The organism is Halorussus sp. MSC15.2 (genome assembly GCF_010747475.1).
GTDB lineage: Archaea > Halobacteriota > Halobacteria > Halobacteriales > Haladaptataceae > Halorussus.
Genome location: NZ_VSLZ01000002.1, coordinates 476,088 through 491,025 on the forward strand (window position 1 = coordinate 476,088; position 14,938 = coordinate 491,025).

At 68.0% G+C, this 14,938-nt stretch carries 19 protein-coding genes; 9 read left to right on the forward strand and 10 right to left on the reverse strand.

What is annotated here, in order from left to right:
* The first annotated feature begins 162 nt into the window (after window positions 1-162).
* The 3 genes from FXF75_RS09530 to FXF75_RS09540 all read left to right on the forward strand — a co-directional run bounded on the left by FXF75_RS09530 (window position 163) and on the right by FXF75_RS09540 (window position 3,567).
* On the forward strand, window positions 163-2,382 hold the full coding sequence (locus FXF75_RS09530) for a hydrogenase iron-sulfur subunit (protein ID WP_163521646.1): 2,220 nt from the start codon (window positions 163-165) through the stop codon (window positions 2,380-2,382).
* 41 nt (window positions 2,383-2,423) lie between these two features.
* On the forward strand, window positions 2,424-3,050 hold the full coding sequence (locus tag FXF75_RS09535; RefSeq protein ID WP_163521647.1) for a molecular chaperone: 627 nt from the start codon (window positions 2,424-2,426) through the stop codon (window positions 3,048-3,050).
* 79 nt (window positions 3,051-3,129) lie between these two features.
* Complete coding sequence (locus FXF75_RS09540; RefSeq protein ID WP_163521648.1) at window positions 3,130-3,567, forward strand: twin-arginine translocation signal domain-containing protein; 438 nt, start codon at window positions 3,130-3,132, stop codon at window positions 3,565-3,567.
* Between the two features lie 33 nt (window positions 3,568-3,600).
* Here FXF75_RS09540 and FXF75_RS09545 read toward each other — a convergent pair whose 3' ends face one another.
* The 3 genes from FXF75_RS09545 to FXF75_RS09555 are packed head-to-tail and all read right to left on the reverse strand — an operon-like array spanning window position 3,601 to window position 4,300.
* Window positions 3,601-3,840: a hypothetical protein gene (locus tag FXF75_RS09545; protein ID WP_163521649.1), complete on the reverse strand. Its 240-nt coding sequence runs from the start codon at window positions 3,838-3,840 to the stop codon at window positions 3,601-3,603.
* The gene (locus FXF75_RS22565; protein ID WP_240334591.1) at window positions 3,833-4,156 is read right to left on the reverse strand and encodes a hypothetical protein; all 324 of its coding nucleotides are present in this window, start codon (window positions 4,154-4,156) and stop codon (window positions 3,833-3,835) included. Before FXF75_RS22565 ends, FXF75_RS09545 begins: the two co-directional genes overlap by 8 nt.
* Before the next feature lie 3 nt (window positions 4,157-4,159).
* Window positions 4,160-4,300, reverse strand: a complete 141-nt coding sequence (locus tag FXF75_RS09555) for a hypothetical protein (protein WP_163521650.1) — start codon at window positions 4,298-4,300, stop codon at window positions 4,160-4,162.
* Between the two features lie 129 nt (window positions 4,301-4,429).
* On the opposite strand from FXF75_RS09555, the gene FXF75_RS09560 reads away from it, so the two are divergent.
* Window positions 4,430-5,671, forward strand: a complete 1,242-nt coding sequence (locus tag FXF75_RS09560; RefSeq protein ID WP_240334592.1) for a hypothetical protein — start codon at window positions 4,430-4,432, stop codon at window positions 5,669-5,671.
* A 3-nt stretch (window positions 5,672-5,674) separates the two neighbouring features.
* Here FXF75_RS09560 and FXF75_RS22075 read toward each other — a convergent pair whose 3' ends face one another.
* The gene (locus FXF75_RS22075) at window positions 5,675-5,848 is read right to left on the reverse strand and encodes a hypothetical protein (protein ID WP_205427401.1); all 174 of its coding nucleotides are present in this window, start codon (window positions 5,846-5,848) and stop codon (window positions 5,675-5,677) included.
* Between the two features lie 88 nt (window positions 5,849-5,936).
* Between FXF75_RS22075 and FXF75_RS09565 the strand changes: the two genes are divergently transcribed.
* On the forward strand, window positions 5,937-6,134 hold the full coding sequence (locus FXF75_RS09565) for a hypothetical protein (protein ID WP_163521160.1): 198 nt from the start codon (window positions 5,937-5,939) through the stop codon (window positions 6,132-6,134).
* A 63-nt stretch (window positions 6,135-6,197) separates the two neighbouring features.
* Here FXF75_RS09565 and FXF75_RS09570 read toward each other — a convergent pair whose 3' ends face one another.
* From FXF75_RS09570 to FXF75_RS09580, 4 genes are read right to left on the reverse strand one after another with little or no spacing between them, the layout of a single operon-like run.
* Window positions 6,198-6,536, reverse strand: coding sequence for a hypothetical protein (locus tag FXF75_RS09570; protein WP_163521975.1), 339 nt, complete (start codon window positions 6,534-6,536; stop codon window positions 6,198-6,200).
* Window positions 6,533-6,682, reverse strand: coding sequence for a hypothetical protein (locus tag FXF75_RS22080; protein ID WP_205427403.1), 150 nt, complete (start codon window positions 6,680-6,682; stop codon window positions 6,533-6,535). Before FXF75_RS22080 ends, FXF75_RS09570 begins: the two co-directional genes overlap by 4 nt.
* Before the next feature lies 1 nt (window position 6,683).
* Window positions 6,684-6,962: a hypothetical protein gene (locus FXF75_RS09575; protein WP_163521651.1), complete on the reverse strand. Its 279-nt coding sequence runs from the start codon at window positions 6,960-6,962 to the stop codon at window positions 6,684-6,686.
* Window positions 6,963-7,005: 43 nt separating this feature from the next.
* On the reverse strand, window positions 7,006-7,752 hold the full coding sequence (locus tag FXF75_RS09580; protein ID WP_163521652.1) for a hypothetical protein: 747 nt from the start codon (window positions 7,750-7,752) through the stop codon (window positions 7,006-7,008).
* A 150-nt stretch (window positions 7,753-7,902) separates the two neighbouring features.
* Here FXF75_RS09580 and FXF75_RS09585 point away from each other — a divergent pair, with 150 nt between their 5' ends.
* The 4 genes from FXF75_RS09585 to FXF75_RS09600 all read left to right on the forward strand — a co-directional run bounded on the left by FXF75_RS09585 (window position 7,903) and on the right by FXF75_RS09600 (window position 12,015).
* A complete protein-coding gene (locus tag FXF75_RS09585; protein WP_163521653.1) occupies window positions 7,903-8,379 on the forward strand; it encodes a DUF6789 family protein in 477 nt (158 codons plus the stop codon).
* Between the two features lie 49 nt (window positions 8,380-8,428).
* Window positions 8,429-10,168, forward strand: coding sequence for a cbb3-type cytochrome c oxidase subunit I (locus FXF75_RS09590; RefSeq protein ID WP_163521654.1), 1,740 nt, complete (start codon window positions 8,429-8,431; stop codon window positions 10,166-10,168).
* 68 nt (window positions 10,169-10,236) lie between these two features.
* Window positions 10,237-11,001, forward strand: a complete 765-nt coding sequence (locus tag FXF75_RS09595) for a dolichyl-phosphate hexose transferase (protein ID WP_163521655.1) — start codon at window positions 10,237-10,239, stop codon at window positions 10,999-11,001.
* A 72-nt stretch (window positions 11,002-11,073) separates the two neighbouring features.
* A complete protein-coding gene (locus tag FXF75_RS09600) occupies window positions 11,074-12,015 on the forward strand; it encodes a ring-cleaving dioxygenase (protein WP_163521656.1) in 942 nt (313 codons plus the stop codon).
* A 189-nt stretch (window positions 12,016-12,204) separates the two neighbouring features.
* Here FXF75_RS09600 and FXF75_RS09605 read toward each other — a convergent pair whose 3' ends face one another.
* Together FXF75_RS09605 and FXF75_RS09610 are read right to left on the reverse strand one after the other, a co-directional pair.
* A complete protein-coding gene (locus FXF75_RS09605; protein ID WP_163521657.1) occupies window positions 12,205-12,723 on the reverse strand; it encodes an NUDIX hydrolase in 519 nt (172 codons plus the stop codon).
* A gap of 28 nt (window positions 12,724-12,751) precedes the next feature.
* Window positions 12,752-14,932, reverse strand: coding sequence for a glycosyltransferase family 39 protein (locus FXF75_RS09610; protein ID WP_240334593.1), 2,181 nt, complete (start codon window positions 14,930-14,932; stop codon window positions 12,752-12,754).
* Window positions 14,933-14,938: the final 6 nt, after the last annotated feature.

Consider the following 14,938-nt stretch of genomic DNA (forward strand, 5'->3'; position numbering starts at 1 on the left):
TTGTCAGCACTTGCCAATCCCTAGAGCCGGTTCAATTCTAACAATCATTAAAGTTCGGGTGGTGATGACAACTGTTCATCACTACTCCAGACGGACGAATCGACGTGTGGCGTGTTGACTCTGCGCAAGACCTTTGTCCGAACCGACTGTATCAGTACGAGCATGAAGACGGGGGCGTTCGTCTGCTCGTGCGGGGAAACGTGCGACGTAGACCTCGAAGGGGTACGAGAGGGCGTCGAAGGGGTGGACGTGGTGGCGAGTTCGCGCCTGCTCTGCGAGGACGGACTCGCGGCCATGGAGCAGGTCGTCGAGGAGTACGAACTCGACCAGTTCGTCGTGACCGCCTCGGAGTCGCGCTGTAAGCGGAAGTTCCGCGAGTTCGCGGTCGAGAAGGGACTCCACCCGGAGGCCGCGGCGTTCGTGGACCACCGCGAGGGCGCGGGATGGGTCCACGACGAACCCGCGGCGACCGAGAAGACCGCCAGACTGCTCAACGCGAGGCGGGCCGCACTGGATGAGGAGGCCGTCTCCCGGTCGGTCTCTCGCGAGGCGGGCAACTCGGTCGCGGTCGTCGGCGACGCCGAGACCGCGGCCGCGCTGGCCGACACCGCCGACGTGACGCTGGTCGCGGACGGCCGGGAGTTCGCCGACACCGACGCCGACCTCGACGGCGTGACCGTCGAGCGCGGGCGCGTGGTCGGGGTCGAGGGGCGCTACGGCGACTTCGAAATCGCGCTCGAAGCGCACGTGACCGAGGACTGCATCGGGTGCATGGAGTGCGTCCGGAAAGGTCCCGACGACGGCGTCACCCGATTCCCGGTCGATATCTCGCCGGAGGCCGCGGCCGCGGCGACCGGCGACTCCCCGGCGGGAGAGGACGGCGCGGTCGGGGACGACCCGACCGCCGCCGACGGCGGGACCCCCGAGTGGGTCGAGTGCTGCCCGACCGACGCCATCGAACTCGGGGGCGTCGAGCGGACGATAGCGGCCGACCAAGTGGTGCATCCGGGCGCGGACCGCGAGACGAGGGGCGGGCGCGTCGGGTTCTACACCGGTCCCGTGGACGCGGCGACCGTCGCGGCGGTCGAGGACCTGCTCGGCGGCGTCGAGAAGCCCAAACACCTCGACCTCGACATGGACGTGTGCGCGTCGGGCGAATCGAGCCAGATGGGGTGCAACGAGTGCGTGGAGGCCTGCCCCCACGGCGCGGTCGAGCGCCCGCGAATCGACGAGGTCGAGTTCGACGAGGTGGCCTGTCAGGACTGTGGGGCCTGCACGAGCGCGTGCCCGACGGGTGCGACCAAACTCCGAGAGCCCTCGAACCGCCGCGTCGCGCGCGAAGTCGAGGCCCTGCTGGAGGAACCCGACTCCGGCGGATGGCTGTTCGGCGGGAGCGACCCCATCGGCGAGCAGGTCGTGGCGTTCGTCTGCTCGGAGCGCGCCCGGCGCACGCTCCGACAGTACGGCCGCGACGCGACGGTCGAAGGCGCGGAGTTCGAATATCATCCCATCCTGCCGGTGTCGGTGCCGTGCGCCGACGCGGTGGGCGAGGCCCACGCGATGCACGCGCTGGCGGCCGGTGCCGACGGCGTCGCGGTGGTCGGGTGCGGCGGCGACTGCCGGCACTCCGGGCCGGACCCGAAGGCCGAACTCGTGGCCCGACTGAATCGCGCGTCCGCCGACCTCGGACTCGGCGAGCGCGCGACCTTCCTCGCGCCCGACCCCGACGACGCCGCGGGGTTCGCCGAGTCGCTGGACGAGTTCGTCGACGGTCTCGACGAGTCGCCGATTCCGGCGGGCGAGTACGAGGCGACCGGGGGCATCGACGACGAGGGCCGACCGAACCCCGAGTTCGACAGTCACGGCTGGACCTTAGAGAGCGTCCGGGCGATTCTGGACCACGCGGACCCCGAGCGCGAGGTGATTCGCGGACTCAAGGACTTCGGCCGGATGGCGGTCAGCGACGACTGCGCGCTGACGCCGACCTGCACGAACCTCTGCCCGACCGACGCGATTCGGCGGCGCGAGGGGAATCTGGAGTTCAACCACGAGCGGTGCGTCAACTGCGGCCTCTGCGAGGAGGGGTGTCCCGAGACCGCCATCGAGATGCGGGACGGACTGGACCTGTCGCTCCTGCCGGAGAACCGCGAGCGACCACCGGACGACGGGGACGGCCGACCCGACGACCCAGCGTGGACGACGGTGATGGAGGGCGAGATGCGCGAGTGCGTCCGATGTGGCAAGCCCTTCACCAGCGAGGCGTCGGCCGAGAAAATCGAGGGCGAGGTCGGCGGGATGGTGGCCGGACTCGCGCCGGACTCGGACCACAGCGTCTTCGAATACTGCGGCGACTGCCGCGCCAGACTCCTCTTCGAGGGGTGAGGAACGGACGGACGACACCACGAACGACCAACTGAAGACCCATGGACGAACGCCAACTCTACGACGCGCGCATCGAACTCCTCAACTACGCCATCGACACCTTCTGGGACACCCCGAGGGAGTCGTTCGTGGCGAACCTGCTGGAGGGCGAGATTCGGATACCGGGCGACGAAGTGAATCCCGCGATGGACGAGGGGTTCGCGCAACTGGAACGGTTCGTCGAGGCCAACGAGGGCCGGTCGGTCGAAGACGTGCAGGACGAACTGGCGACCGAGTTCACTCGGGTCTTCGTCGGCCCGCGCCCGCCCGTCCTCGCGCACGAGACGTACTACCGAGAGGACGAGGACTTCCTCGGCGAGGGACTGGCGGCGGTGTCGGCGAGTTACGCCGCGGCCGGGTGGTCGCCGCCGGAGGCGTACCCCGAGGAGGACGACCACCTCGCCGTCGAGTTGGCGTTCCTCCGCTATCTGGTGGACCGCCAGCGCGCGGGCGACGAGGAGACGTTCGGCTACGAGCGCGTCTTTCTGGACGAACACCTCCTGCACTGGGCGGACGCGTTCGCCGAGGACGTGCTGGACGAGACCGACGAACCGTTCTACCGGGCCGGGGCGAACGTCGTCGCGGGCCTCGCCGAGTTCGAGGACGAACTGGTCGCACAGATGGTCTGACGGAGTTGGCTCCCCTGCGGCACGCGAGCCGTGCTTTCTGATACGTAAACAATTTACCACGAACGCGAGAGTCGTGGGTATGGTCCTCGAACCCTCACGGCGGTCTCTGCTACGGTCGGGGCTCGGTCTCACGGCGGTCTGTGCGCTCGCGGGCTGTTCGTCGAAACTGCCCGGTGTCCAAGCCGAGTCGGCCGACGAACCGCCGAACGTCCTCGAACGGGTGCGCGTCGCAAACGAATCCGACACCGACGACCTGTTCAACCTCTCGGTGGTCCGGAACGGCGAGCAGGTCTACTTCGCCCAACTCGACGTCCCGGCAGGTGGGTCGGAACTCGTCGGCGCACAGTGGACCGAAGCGGGCCGGACGTTCGTCGCGGTCGGCGAGTCGAAGTCGTTCTGCAACCACGAGGTGAGGGCCCTCGACGCTGACAGTCAAGGGAGCGGCCAACAGGCGTACGAGGCCCTATTTACGGTGGCATCCTCCGGCGACGTCACCGCTGGCTTCCAGAGCGTCTGACCGTCGGCCGACTTCCGGGGCGCGACCAGTCGCTTACTCCTCCCCGGTCAGAAACACCGCACCGAACAGCGCCACCAGCGAGGCTCCGGAGAGCGCGAGCGCGACCGGCGTCGCCGTCGCCACCGCCTGCTCCATCCGGAAGTACCAGCGCCACGTCTGCTGGGTCTCGGCGACGGCCGCGACCAGTCCCACGCCTGCGACGACGACCAGCAGCGCGCCGACGAGGACGAGCGGGACGACTTGCGCCGCTCGACGTGCGGGAAGTTCACGCATCCGACCACCGCCCGCGAACCGCGACGAAGAGGCCGAACAGCGGGACGAGGACCGCCAGCAGGTACTGGACGAACAGGCCGACGTAGCTCAGGGTCGATTCGAGGTGGATGGACCAGTGCCACGTCCCCTTCACCTCGGCGATGATGGCGATGGTACCGATGACCAGCAGCGAGAGTCCGAGGAGCGCGGTCAGCGCGTACACCGACCGCCGGAGGAGGTGGAGCGCTCGGCGTCTGTAGGGTCGGTCGGTCCTCGCGCGGCCGGGCGAGGACTGGTCGGGCGCGGGTCGGTCGTGCGAACGGTGGTCTCCCTGCATGTGCTACCCCCAGTAGGTCCGATAGGCGTCGTAGACGACGAGACCGAAGACGAGCGCACCGACCGCGAGTATCGCGCTCGCGGCGTCGAGCGCCAGCGGCAGATTCATTCCGGTCCCGCCGTGGAGCGGTCCGATTGCGGCCACTACTCGTGGTATGTGGGTCTTCATCATAAACATTTGCGGCTATATTGAATCGGTGTCCGGGTCGCCGAGCGCGGTGACGGCGGACGGAGAAATCGGGAGCAACGTTTTTGCCCATCGCCGCGCTAGCGCATGCGATTACCACGCATGGCGTCACGACGCCGCCTGCTGGGGAAACTCGCGGGCGCGGCGGCCGCGGCGGGACTCGCGGGGTGTTCGCAGTTCCGGGCGACCGGGGACCGGGAGACGGCACTCGACCTGCCGGAGAACCCGCACGACCTGCCGAGCAGACAGCACGCGTGGAACGCGGTCTCTCGGAGCGACGAACACGGCAACCCCCAGTTGCCGCGCCACCACCTCGTTCTCCTGCTGGACCTCGCGGAGTCGCCCTCGGTCGAGGCCGCCGAGCGCGTCGAGCGGGCGATGCGGACGCTCGAATCGGCCTACGACTGGTCCTCGGACGGACTGCTCCACGCGCTCTCGTGGGGGACTCGGTACTTCGAGCGCGTAGGCGCGCTGGACTCGTCTCCGGTCCGGCGACCGGAGGTGCTGTCGCGGACCGACGACCCCGACCTGCTGGAGTTCGACGCCGCGGTGGTGCTGGCGAGCGACGCCGCCTCGAACCTCCGGGCCGCCGAGGCAGCGATGTTCGAGGAGAAGGACGCGCTGGCCGGGGAGTCAGTGGACGCCCGCCTCGGCGACGCGTTCGACGTGGCCGAGCGCCGGACGGGATTCCGCGGGGCCGGACTGCCCCTCGAACACACCGACGCCGAGGGTATCCCCGAGAATCCGCCTCTCTCGGAACGCGACCGGATGTTCATGGGCTTCAGGTCGGGGTTCGAGGGGACGCAGGCCAACGAGGACCGCGTGACAATCGACTCGGGCGCGTACGCTGGCGGGACGACGATGCACGTGAGCCACCTCCGCCAGTCGCTCGGCAAGTGGTTCCGAGCGTTCGACGACGAGGGGCGAGTCGCCCGGATGTTCTCGCCGGAGTTCTCGCCCGCCGACGTTGCGAACTTCACCGACGACGTTCCGTTTAGCGACGACGTGACGGGCCACGCCAAAGAGTTCGACGTGGTGGGCCATCAGGAGAAGGTCGCCCAGACGCGGAAGGACGGCGAACCGCTCCTCCTGCGCCGGGACTTCAACACCGTGGACGGCGGTCACGCCGGGGTCCACTTCCTCTCGCTCCAGCAGTCGCTGTCGGAGTTCGAGCGCACCCGGAAAGCGATGAACGGGTGGTACGTCCGGGACGACAGTCCCGCCATCACCGACCGCGAGAACAACGGCATCCTCGACTTCGTCTCGGTCCGGTCGCGGGCGAACTTCTACGTCCCGCCTCGCGGGAAGCGGTCGTTCCCGCAGTTGTGACGGTTACTCGTCGTCCAGTACGGCGAGACCCTCTTTCAGTTCCGCGGGGAACTCGATGTCGCCGTCGACCTGTCCGGCGTTGATTTCGTGCGGGCCGATACCGTGGTCCCAGATTTCGTGGCCGCCGTACTCCTCCAGACCGAGGTCCGGCCGCCAGCCTCTGTCCTCGTGCGTCATACGATAGCACGCAACGAGCATCGACTTAGATGTTCTGCCGACCGACGAGGGGTGAATCGTTAAGGTGTTAGAACAACAACGTGAATACATGATTACTCGTCTGTTCGCGTGGCTCCGCTCCCGCGAGTCGTCCACCGATGGCGACGGAACTGTCTGGGACGCGATTCCCTCGTGGCAGTACCGCGGCCGCCACAGCGAGTCCGGCGGCGCGACTCGCTACGAACAGGAGCGCGCCCTCGACGACGTGCAACGTCGTGCGGACGAACTGGACGCCGAACGGCGCTGAGTCGCGGGCCGCCACGCGGCGTCGGGAAATCACGCCGATGTCACTCACGCCGGCGTTACGTGGTCACTCCGGCGGCGCGTTCGGCGGGCGTACGGCGTCGTCCTCGCGGAACGCCCCGGAGAAGAGGTCCACGTGGAGTCGGAGCAGTTCAGACTCGTCGAGTCCGGTCTCCGCGGACTGCTCGGCGAGCAGGGCCGCGAGTTCGTCGCTGGCCTCGTGTCGCACGGTCCGACCCTCCACGTCGAACGACACGTCGGTCGCGCCCGACACGAGGTGTTCGACTTCGAGCAGGGCCTGTTCGGCCTTGGTCTCGACGGCGTCCTCGCGGTCCATCATCCGGTTGTCGCCCCACTCCTCGGCCGCCTCGACGAAGCGGTCGCCGACCGTGAACTCGACGGTCAGAACGACACCCCCGTTCGCTCGTCGGTGAACGCGGTCTTCCAGACGGACTGCTCCTCGCAGACCGGACACTCCCGGTGCAGCGGTCGCCCGTGGGCGTCGGCGAAGTCGGCCAGTTGGCCGCACGCCTCGCACTCGTAGTAGGTCATCTCACCGAACACCGCCGCGTTCGGGCGGGAAGGTGTCCGGCGTCGGTGACGACTCCGAGAGCGCGCCGTACAGCGCGGCCAGCAGGCCGATGAGACCGAGCATGACCAGCAGGCCGACAAGACCGCCGACCCACGTCGGGCCGACGGTACCGCCCCCGCCCGACCAGAAGGACGGAATCGCCTCGAACACCCTGAACACGTTCATCGCGACCCACGCGCCGAAGAGCAGGACGCCAATCAGCAGTAGCGGTGCCTGTCGTCCCGCGGTTCGTAGACTCATTTGAACCCCCGTGCGTCTCGTTACCACGCCGGGGGCTAAAAAACTACTCCGCGGCGTCGGGACTCCGGTCCTCGGCGACCGACCACCCCGCCTTCTCGGCCGCCTCCGAGAGCGGGACGAACTCCCAGTCGGCGGTCTCCGCTATCTCCTCGTCCTCGCCCTCGACGCCGACGACCACCATGCGCTCGGCGTAGAACATCGAGCGCGGACCGATTCGAGCGAGGCGTTCGCCGGGACCGGCGCTCGACCCGTTGAAGAAGTCGAGGTCCACGTTCCGGTCGCGCTGGAACTTGTTGAGGACGTGGGCGGGGACGCGGCCGACGATGCCCACCCAGTCGGCCCACCCGTCGGCGTCGAGCGCGGCCGCGCCGAAGTTCGAGAGGCGCGTCGCGGCCGCGTAGGTGAACGCCAGCGTCATGTCGTCGGCCCCGCCGCCGTGGGGACCGGAGGCCGAGACCGGGTCGGGACCGTGTTCCTCGCTCGCGTCGCTGGACTCGACGCCAGCGCCAGCGCCGCCGGACGCCGTCGGAACGCCGACCGGTTTGTCGTCGTTCTCGCGCGGGACGCGGGGGACGGGGTCAGCGCCGTCCGCCTCCGCACCGTCCGCCTCCGAGTCGGAGGACGACGCCGAATCGGACGTCGATTCGGTCGCCGAGGTCCGGACCTCGGTCACGGCGTCCGGAGCGTCGTCGGGGTCGCCCTCCCCGCGCCAGAACCAGTCGCCGGGGTTCGGGGCGTCCTCGTCGGTCTCGCCTGCGTCGAGTTCGTCCAAATCGATTCTGTCGGTCATGGTCTGGAGTCGCGCCGTGGGGGACGCTATCTAGCCACAGTATCGACGCAGACGGGGTTAAGCCTGTCCCCGAGACGGCCGGACCGGAGTGAACTCGTCGCTCGCCGAGGGGTCAGCGTTTTCACCGATGGCGACGTGTCTCGGACCGAGATGGGTCTGGCCGACCGGAACCGACCGAGGCAGATTCTCGGCGCTATCGCGGGCGGGGTCGTCGGGATGGCCGCGATGTCGATAGCCTTCGCGTTGCTCGAAGTCGAGACGCGCTACGAGGTGGGCATCTTCGCCGGTATCGCGCGGTTCGTGATGCTGCCCGGTAACCTGCTGTTCGGGTTCCTCGTCTTCGTCGCTTTCGGAGCGGTGGTCTGGCCGCTGTTGTTCGTCCTCTTCGAGGACCGCATTCCGGGCGGTCCCGACCCCGCGCGGCGGGGACTGGTGTTCGCCACGCTGCTCTGGGTGCTGTTCGCGCTCACCGGCAGCGGCGAGGTGACCGGCGCGACCCTGCTCATCTACGGCAGTCTGACGCTGGTCGGGCATCTCGCCTACGGGTTCATCCTCGGGGCGGTGTACGGTCGCATCCGCCCGGACTTCTCGGTGTCGGAGGTCCGGGAGAGTCGGGAGGTGCCGTGACGCCCCGTAGAGATACAAAGGTAAACGTCGAACCTCGCCACGAGTCGTAATGTGGGGGTATCTGCTCGGACTCGCGGGAGTCGTGCTCGCGCTCGTCGCCGCCGGACTCGCCGTTCGCCGGGCGAGTTCCTCTCGGCCGATGGCCGACGGCGGATTTCTCACCGGCCGCGGAACCAGTTACGGGAAGGCGTTCGGCGTCGCCCGGTGGCTCACGACGCTCGACCACAAGGACATCGGTCTGCTGTACATCGTCTTCGGCGTGGTCGCGGGGCTGTGGGGCGGCATCGACGCGATGATGATACGGACCGAGTTGGTGACGCCGCCCGCGGACGTCTGGGACGTGGAGACGTACAACGAACTGTTCACCACGCACGGCATCACGATGCTGTTCCTGTTCGTGACGCCCGTGTTCACCGGCATCGCGAACTACTTCGTTCCGCTGCTCGTCGGCGCGGACGACATGGCGTTCCCGCGCATCAACGCCATCGCGTTCTGGCTCCTCCCGCCGTCGCTGCTGTTCATCCGGGCGGGGCTGGTTACGGAAGTGCTGGCGAAGGTCCTGCAGGCCGGGGGACTGGTGGTGGAGGCGCTGTTCGCGCTCGAACCGCCCGCAATCGGGTGGACGATGTACACGCCGATGTCGATAGAGGTGGGGAACCCGCAGGTGGACGTGTTCCTGCTCGGACTCCACCTCTCGGGCGTCGCCACGACGATGGGCGCGATAAACCTCGTCGTCACCGTCTTCACCGAGCGCGCCGAGGACGTCGAGTGGGCCGACCTCGACATCTTCTCGTGGGCCATCGTCACGATGTCGGGTCTCATCCTGTTCGCGTTCCCCATCCTCGGGAGTACGCTCGTGATGCTCCTGCTCGACCGCAACTTCGGGACGACGTTCTTCCTGTCGCCCGGCGGCGGCCCCCTGCTCTACCAGCACCTGTTCTGGTTCTTCGGCCATCCGGAGGTGTACATCATCGTCCTCCCCGCGTTCGGACTGATAAGCCTCATCCTGCCGAAGTTCGTCGGGCGGCGGCTGTTCGGGTTCACGTTCGTAGTCTATTCGACGCTGGCAATCGGCGTCCTGAGCTTCGGCGTCTGGGCGCACCACATGTTCACGACCGGCATCGACCCCCGGATTCGGGCGTCGTTCATGGCGGTCTCCGTCGCCATCGCGGTGCCGAGCGCGGTCAAGGTGTTCAACTGGCTCGCGACCCTCTGGTACGGTCGAATCAGACTCACCGCGCCCGTCATCTTCCTGCTCGGGGGCATCTCCATCTTCATCGTGGGCGGGGTGACGGGGGTCTTCCTCGCGTCGATACCGGTGGACCTCCTCGTCCACGGGACATACTACGTGGTCGGCCACTTCCACCTCATCCTGATGGGCATCATCCCGTTCACGATGTTCGCGGCGAGTTACTACTGGTTCCCGCTGCTCACCGGCCGGATGTACAACCGGCGACTGGCGAGGGTTCAGGCCGTCGTCACCATCGTGGGCGGGTTCGTCGCCTTCCTCCCGATGATGGTCCTCGGGATGGAGGGACTCCCGCGGCGCTACGCGCAGTATCCGCCGGGGTTCACGTTCCTCAATCAGGTCTCGACGCTCGGCGCGTACCTCATCGGCGCGGGCGTCGTGGTCTGGTTGTACAACGTCGCCCAGTCGCTCCGGGTCGGCCCGAGAGTCGAGGACGCCGACGTGTGGGACCTCAAGGAGACCGACCAGTTCAGTCGGGAGTGGCAGTGGTTCGAGCGTCGTCTGGAGGAGCGCCGGGGCGAGTTAGAGGGCGACGACTGAGGCGAAGCTCCGCCTATTTTTGGCGAACCTAAAAGCTCAAATACACGCCGACACAACCGACAGACAGCATGGATAGAGACGTTGCGGACGCGAGTTCGGGCGGGTCCTCGGGGTCGGCGGAGTACACCTTCGACGACGTGAGCGTCGTCATGGGGACGTACAACGAGGAGGCCGCCATCGGCACCGTACTGGACGACGTGGAGCGCGTGACCAGGGGTCGCGCCGAGGTGGTCTGCGTCGATGGCTCGTCCGACCGGACGCCGGAAATCGCCCGCGAGAAGGGCGCTCACGTCGTCGAACAGGAACCGCAGGGCTACGGCGTGGCGGTTCGCGAGGCGCTGCTGACGCCCGACCGGCCGGTTGTCGTGACCACCGACTGCGACGACACCTACCCGATGGAGCAACTGCCGGAGTTCCTCGACTGGATAAACGCGGGTCACGACGTGGTGAGCGGCGACCGACTCTACTGGGGCGCCGAGGCGATGCCGGACCTGAATCGGTGGGGGAACTACGCGTTCGCGGGACTGGCGAGCCTTCTAATGGGGGAACTCGTCCACGACACCACGACCGGGATGCGAGCGTACCGACGGGACGTAATCGAGGACATCGACTGGACAGAGAACACCGGACTCTCGGCGGAACTCCTGATTCGTCCGCTGATGCGGGGCTACGACGTGCGCGAGATTCCCATCGAGTACGACGAGCGCGCGGGCGAGACCAAGCTAAACCCTTTCACCGGCGGTCTCGCCATCGCTAAGTCCATCGTGACGGTCTGTCTCGAAGAGCGCCGGCGTCGAGCGTCCGAACCGCAAGCACCGCGGCGTCGACGGTGACTGCCCGCGTAATCCCTTCGCATCTAACCGGAAGCCCCCAGAGTTATTCCGCCTACTCGGGTATGTTACCGTATGCCGACGGACATTCCCGGTATCCACCACGTCACGGCCATCGCCAGCGACCCCAGCGAGAACCTCGACTTCTACACGCGGACGCTCGGACTCCGATTGGTCAAACAGAGCGTGAATCAGGACGACGTCTCGGTGTACCACCTCTTCTACGGCGATTACGGCGGAAGCCCCGGAACGAGCATGACGTTCTTCCCCTACGAGGGCGCTCAGCAGGGCCGCGTGGGCACCGGACAGGTCGATACGACCGCGTTCCTGATTCCGGCCGACTCGGTCGATTACTGGGTCGAGCGATTGGCAGACGAGGGCGTCGAGACCGAGGACCCCCACGAACGGTTCGGGGACACCGTGATTCCGTTTCGGGACCCCGACGGTCTGCCGCTCGAACTGGTCGCCCGCGAGGACGCCCCCGCGGGCGACCCGCCGGAGGGACCGGTCCCCGAGGAACACGCGATTCGGGGCTTCTTCGGCGTGACGCTCTCGCTGGAATCGGCCGAACCGACCGCCACGCTCCTGCAGACGATGGGATTCCGTGAGACCGAGAGCGAACACGACCGGCGGCGCTACGAGGCCGAGGGCGAACTGGGGTACGTGGTCGATATCCTCGAAGACCCGCAGGCACCACGCGGGCAACCCGGCGCGGGCACCGTCCACCACGTCGCGTTCCAAGTGACCGACGAGGACCAGTCGGCGTGGCGCGACGTGCTGATGGAACACGGACTCCGGCCGACCGAGATAATCGACCGGAAGTGGTTCAGGTCGGTGTACGCCCGCACGAAGGGCGGCGTCCTCTTCGAGTTCGCCACGAAGGAACCGGGATACACGGTGGACGAAGACTTAGAGGAACTTGGCGAACGACTCGTCCTCCCGGAGTGGTTGGAGGACCGCCGCGACGAAATCGAGGCTGGACTTCCGGAGTTGACACCGGACCAGTCGGCCGAGTAGCGGACTGTCGGGGGAATTTGGGGAGCGGCGAGTCGGCCGAACGTTTATATCCGAGAACGGCACGAATCCGGCCCGGACGCATCGCGCGGTCGCTCGGAGTCGGTACCGGGGACCGCCAGTCCGTGTAGCCCGCCGGGGCCGAGCCAAATTCGGGACACGAGAGATAACGTCACGGAAGTAGAACCAGCGTCAGCAGTGTCGGTGCAGAATGTCCGCGTGTTCACACTCGTCGGGCACCGAGTCGAACCACGCGGCGTCGGCTATCTCCGCGTCGTCTCGCCCGAGGTCGTCGCCGAGCGAGGCGTCGTCGGACCGCGCCTCGAAGACCGCGAAGTAGCCGGAGACTCCTGATTTCTCCGCCTCCGACGCCCCGCGGAACTCGTCGGCCACGAACGTCTGCTCGGAGACCTCTAGCGGTCGCTCGACGACCGCGTCGAGACCCGTCTCCTCGCGGACCTCGCGCACGACCGCCTCTCGGAGCGATTCGCCGCGTTCGACGTCGCCACCGGGGAGCACCCAGCCGTCGCTCCACCGGTTCCGGACGAGAGCGACTCGGTCGTCGCCGTCCCGGACGAGCGCGCCGACCCAGCGGTCGGACCCCGCTTCGACGTTTTCGCGCACCGCCTCGAACGCCTCGCTGTCGAGCGGAATCGTCTCCGCGCTGGTCGCAACGTCGTCGCGGTCAGAGAGTCGGTCGAGTTCGTCCATCTGCGGGCGAGTTCTCGTGGACGGGGTTTCAGGTTTCTGCCCCGGACCCGGGACTCGTCCGAACGGTCGCGTTGCCGCTCCCCGCCCCGAGGACCGACTGGTTCGCGCGCAGGGCCGTCTCCATCCGAATGCCGTCGGGCATCGAGTCCTCGACGTAGGCGGCCGCGCCGTTGCAGTCGTCCGGGACGAGACAGACCTCTCGATAGGGCGAGAGCGCGACGACCGACCCCCCAGCCTGCTGTACCGGGAGTTCGAGTCGATAGGAAAACCCGCCCGCGGCGTCGCTGACGAACACCTGCACGACGATTTCGTCCTCGCGGCCGACCGGAACCGTCGCGTTATCGCCGACCGTCGTCACGCCGGGGCCGACGAACCGGGCCGTCCCGTTCCCCACGCGGAGGGCCACCGAGAGGTTCGATGGCGTCCCCTCGACCGCGTAGTAGGCGGACTCGCTCCCCGTGGAGACGCGGGCCGACACGCTCTCGGCGTAGTCGGGGACCGCGAGCGTGGCGTTCAGCGTCAGGCGTTCGCCCCGAACCGCCCGAACTCGGTCGAGCGTCGGGTCCACCGACCCGCCGTAGGCGGGCGTCCACTCGCCGCGGTACCCGTAGCGGTAGTAGGTACGGTTCGGATACGCCGCGACCACGTCGATGTCGTCGGGACCGTCCGACAGCGCGTACACCGTCTCCCCGTCGAATCCGGGGTCGTTCCGGAGGTGCTGGAACGGATGGTTGAGCCAGTCGCCGTACGGCGTCGGGAGGAACACCACTGCGTTCGAGAGGTGGCGCTGCTCGAACGGTTGGTAGGCCCGCTCGTACTCGGCCGTAATCTCGGCGTTCTCCGCGACGGTCGGCGCGAGGACGCCCGCCGTCGCGCCCGCGAGCAGGAGGACGCCCGCGAGCGCGAGCGACCGGCCGACCACCTGCGGGCGCTCGACTCGCTCGCCCGCGAGCGTACGCACGCGGTCCAAGGCGAGGAGCGCGCCGCGGGCCACGAACGCCGCGGTCGGCACGAGCAGGTCGAAGTGGTAGTACGGTCCGAGCGTGGCCACCAGACCGTCGTCGGGGTTCGCCAGCGACCCGAGGAGGTTGAGGTTCCCCCAGAAGTAGACGTTCCCCGCGACGACAGAGAGGAACAGTCCCGCGAGGACGGCCGTCGCCTGCGCGTCGGTGAACTCGGCCGACCAGTCGGGCGAGACGCGGCGGAGGAAGGTGCCGACTCCGACCGCCGCGAGGAGCGCGCCGACCGGACCGCCGACGACCCACTCGGTGAACAGCAGCGTCACTACCTCGGCGTTGGCTCGGAGCGCCAGCGCCGGCGTGTAGTTGCGCGCGTAGCCCAGAATCTCGCGGTGACCGAAGCCGAGACCGTCCCGCGGCGCGAAGGCCTCGTAGGGGAACGTCCACGGCGACCCCGTCACCGCGGCGTTGTACCCGAGGGCGACCGCGACGCCCGCGAGACCGCCGAGCGCGGTCAGCGAGAGTCGCACCGTCCGCACGTCACGCCACGCGCGACGGAGCGACTGGAGGATATTGCCACGCACCACCGAAAAAGGACCGACCGCCAGCGAGTACAGCGCGTGGACGAGGAACGGGACCGCGAACAGCACCGCGGTGTAGGGTCGCGCGAAGAACGCCGCGCCGATTGCGAGACCGGCCAGCAGGGCGTACCCGTACGTCGCACGCGTGCCCCCGCCGGGGTCCGCTTCGGTCCGAGCGCTCCGGAAGTACGCGAACGCGAACAGCAGGTTCCAGAACGTCGTCGGCGCGTAGGGGAGGAACACCGACGAGTCTATCAGGAACAGCGGCGACGCGAGCAGGAGCGTCCCCGCCAGCAGTCCGGTCCGGCGGTCGAACGCCTCGGTGGTGAGCGCAATCGTCAGCGCCACGTTCGCCGCGGCGATTGCGACGAGCGAGAGTCGAGCGCTCCCGAGTAGTTTCCCGACCGCGAACATCGCCGCGGGGACCGGCGCGTACTTCGGATAGAGGCGACCGCCGTCGCTGACGAAGAACCACGGTCGGAACGACTCCGGGACCGGCGGGAACAGCGACAGTTTACCCTCCAGTAGCATCGCTGCCTGTTGGAGGTAGACCGCCTCGTCGTGGTTGGTCGTGTGGTACGGGAACAGTTCCGTGGCGACGAGAAAAACAACGGCCGCCGCCAACGCGGCGAGCAGCGCGGAGAGGAGACGGAATCGCTCGCGGTTCATCGACAT

What these genes read in the sequence shown, in the direction of transcription:
- FXF75_RS09590 (WP_163521654.1), top strand. Translation starts at nt 8,429, where the DNA reads ATGTGGGGGTATCTGCTCGGACTCGCGGGAGTCGTGCTCGCGCTCGTC.
- FXF75_RS09580 (WP_163521652.1), bottom strand. Translation starts at nt 7,752, where the DNA reads ATGACCGACAGAATCGATTTGGACGAACTCGACGCAGGCGAGACCGAC.
- FXF75_RS09560 (WP_240334592.1), top strand. Translation starts at nt 4,430, where the DNA reads ATGCGATTACCACGCATGGCGTCACGACGCCGCCTGCTGGGGAAACTC.
- FXF75_RS09540 (WP_163521648.1), top strand. Translation starts at nt 3,130, where the DNA reads ATGGTCCTCGAACCCTCACGGCGGTCTCTGCTACGGTCGGGGCTCGGT.
- FXF75_RS09610 (WP_240334593.1), bottom strand. Translation starts at nt 14,932, where the DNA reads ATGAACCGCGAGCGATTCCGTCTCCTCTCCGCGCTGCTCGCCGCGTTG.
- FXF75_RS09535 (WP_163521647.1), top strand. Translation starts at nt 2,424, where the DNA reads ATGGACGAACGCCAACTCTACGACGCGCGCATCGAACTCCTCAACTAC.
- FXF75_RS09605 (WP_163521657.1), bottom strand. Translation starts at nt 12,723, where the DNA reads ATGGACGAACTCGACCGACTCTCTGACCGCGACGACGTTGCGACCAGC.
- FXF75_RS22080 (WP_205427403.1), bottom strand. Translation starts at nt 6,682, where the DNA reads ATGACCTACTACGAGTGCGAGGCGTGCGGCCAACTGGCCGACTTCGCC.
- FXF75_RS09565 (WP_163521160.1), top strand. Translation starts at nt 5,937, where the DNA reads ATGATTACTCGTCTGTTCGCGTGGCTCCGCTCCCGCGAGTCGTCCACC.
- FXF75_RS22075 (WP_205427401.1), bottom strand. Translation starts at nt 5,848, where the DNA reads ATGACGCACGAGGACAGAGGCTGGCGGCCGGACCTCGGTCTGGAGGAG.
- FXF75_RS09600 (WP_163521656.1), top strand. Translation starts at nt 11,074, where the DNA reads ATGCCGACGGACATTCCCGGTATCCACCACGTCACGGCCATCGCCAGC.
- FXF75_RS09595 (WP_163521655.1), top strand. Translation starts at nt 10,237, where the DNA reads ATGGATAGAGACGTTGCGGACGCGAGTTCGGGCGGGTCCTCGGGGTCG.
- FXF75_RS22565 (WP_240334591.1), bottom strand. Translation starts at nt 4,156, where the DNA reads ATGCAGGGAGACCACCGTTCGCACGACCGACCCGCGCCCGACCAGTCC.
- FXF75_RS09575 (WP_163521651.1), bottom strand. Translation starts at nt 6,962, where the DNA reads ATGAGTCTACGAACCGCGGGACGACAGGCACCGCTACTGCTGATTGGC.
- FXF75_RS09545 (WP_163521649.1), bottom strand. Translation starts at nt 3,840, where the DNA reads ATGCGTGAACTTCCCGCACGTCGAGCGGCGCAAGTCGTCCCGCTCGTC.
- FXF75_RS09585 (WP_163521653.1), top strand. Translation starts at nt 7,903, where the DNA reads ATGGGTCTGGCCGACCGGAACCGACCGAGGCAGATTCTCGGCGCTATC.
- FXF75_RS09530 (WP_163521646.1), top strand. Translation starts at nt 163, where the DNA reads ATGAAGACGGGGGCGTTCGTCTGCTCGTGCGGGGAAACGTGCGACGTA.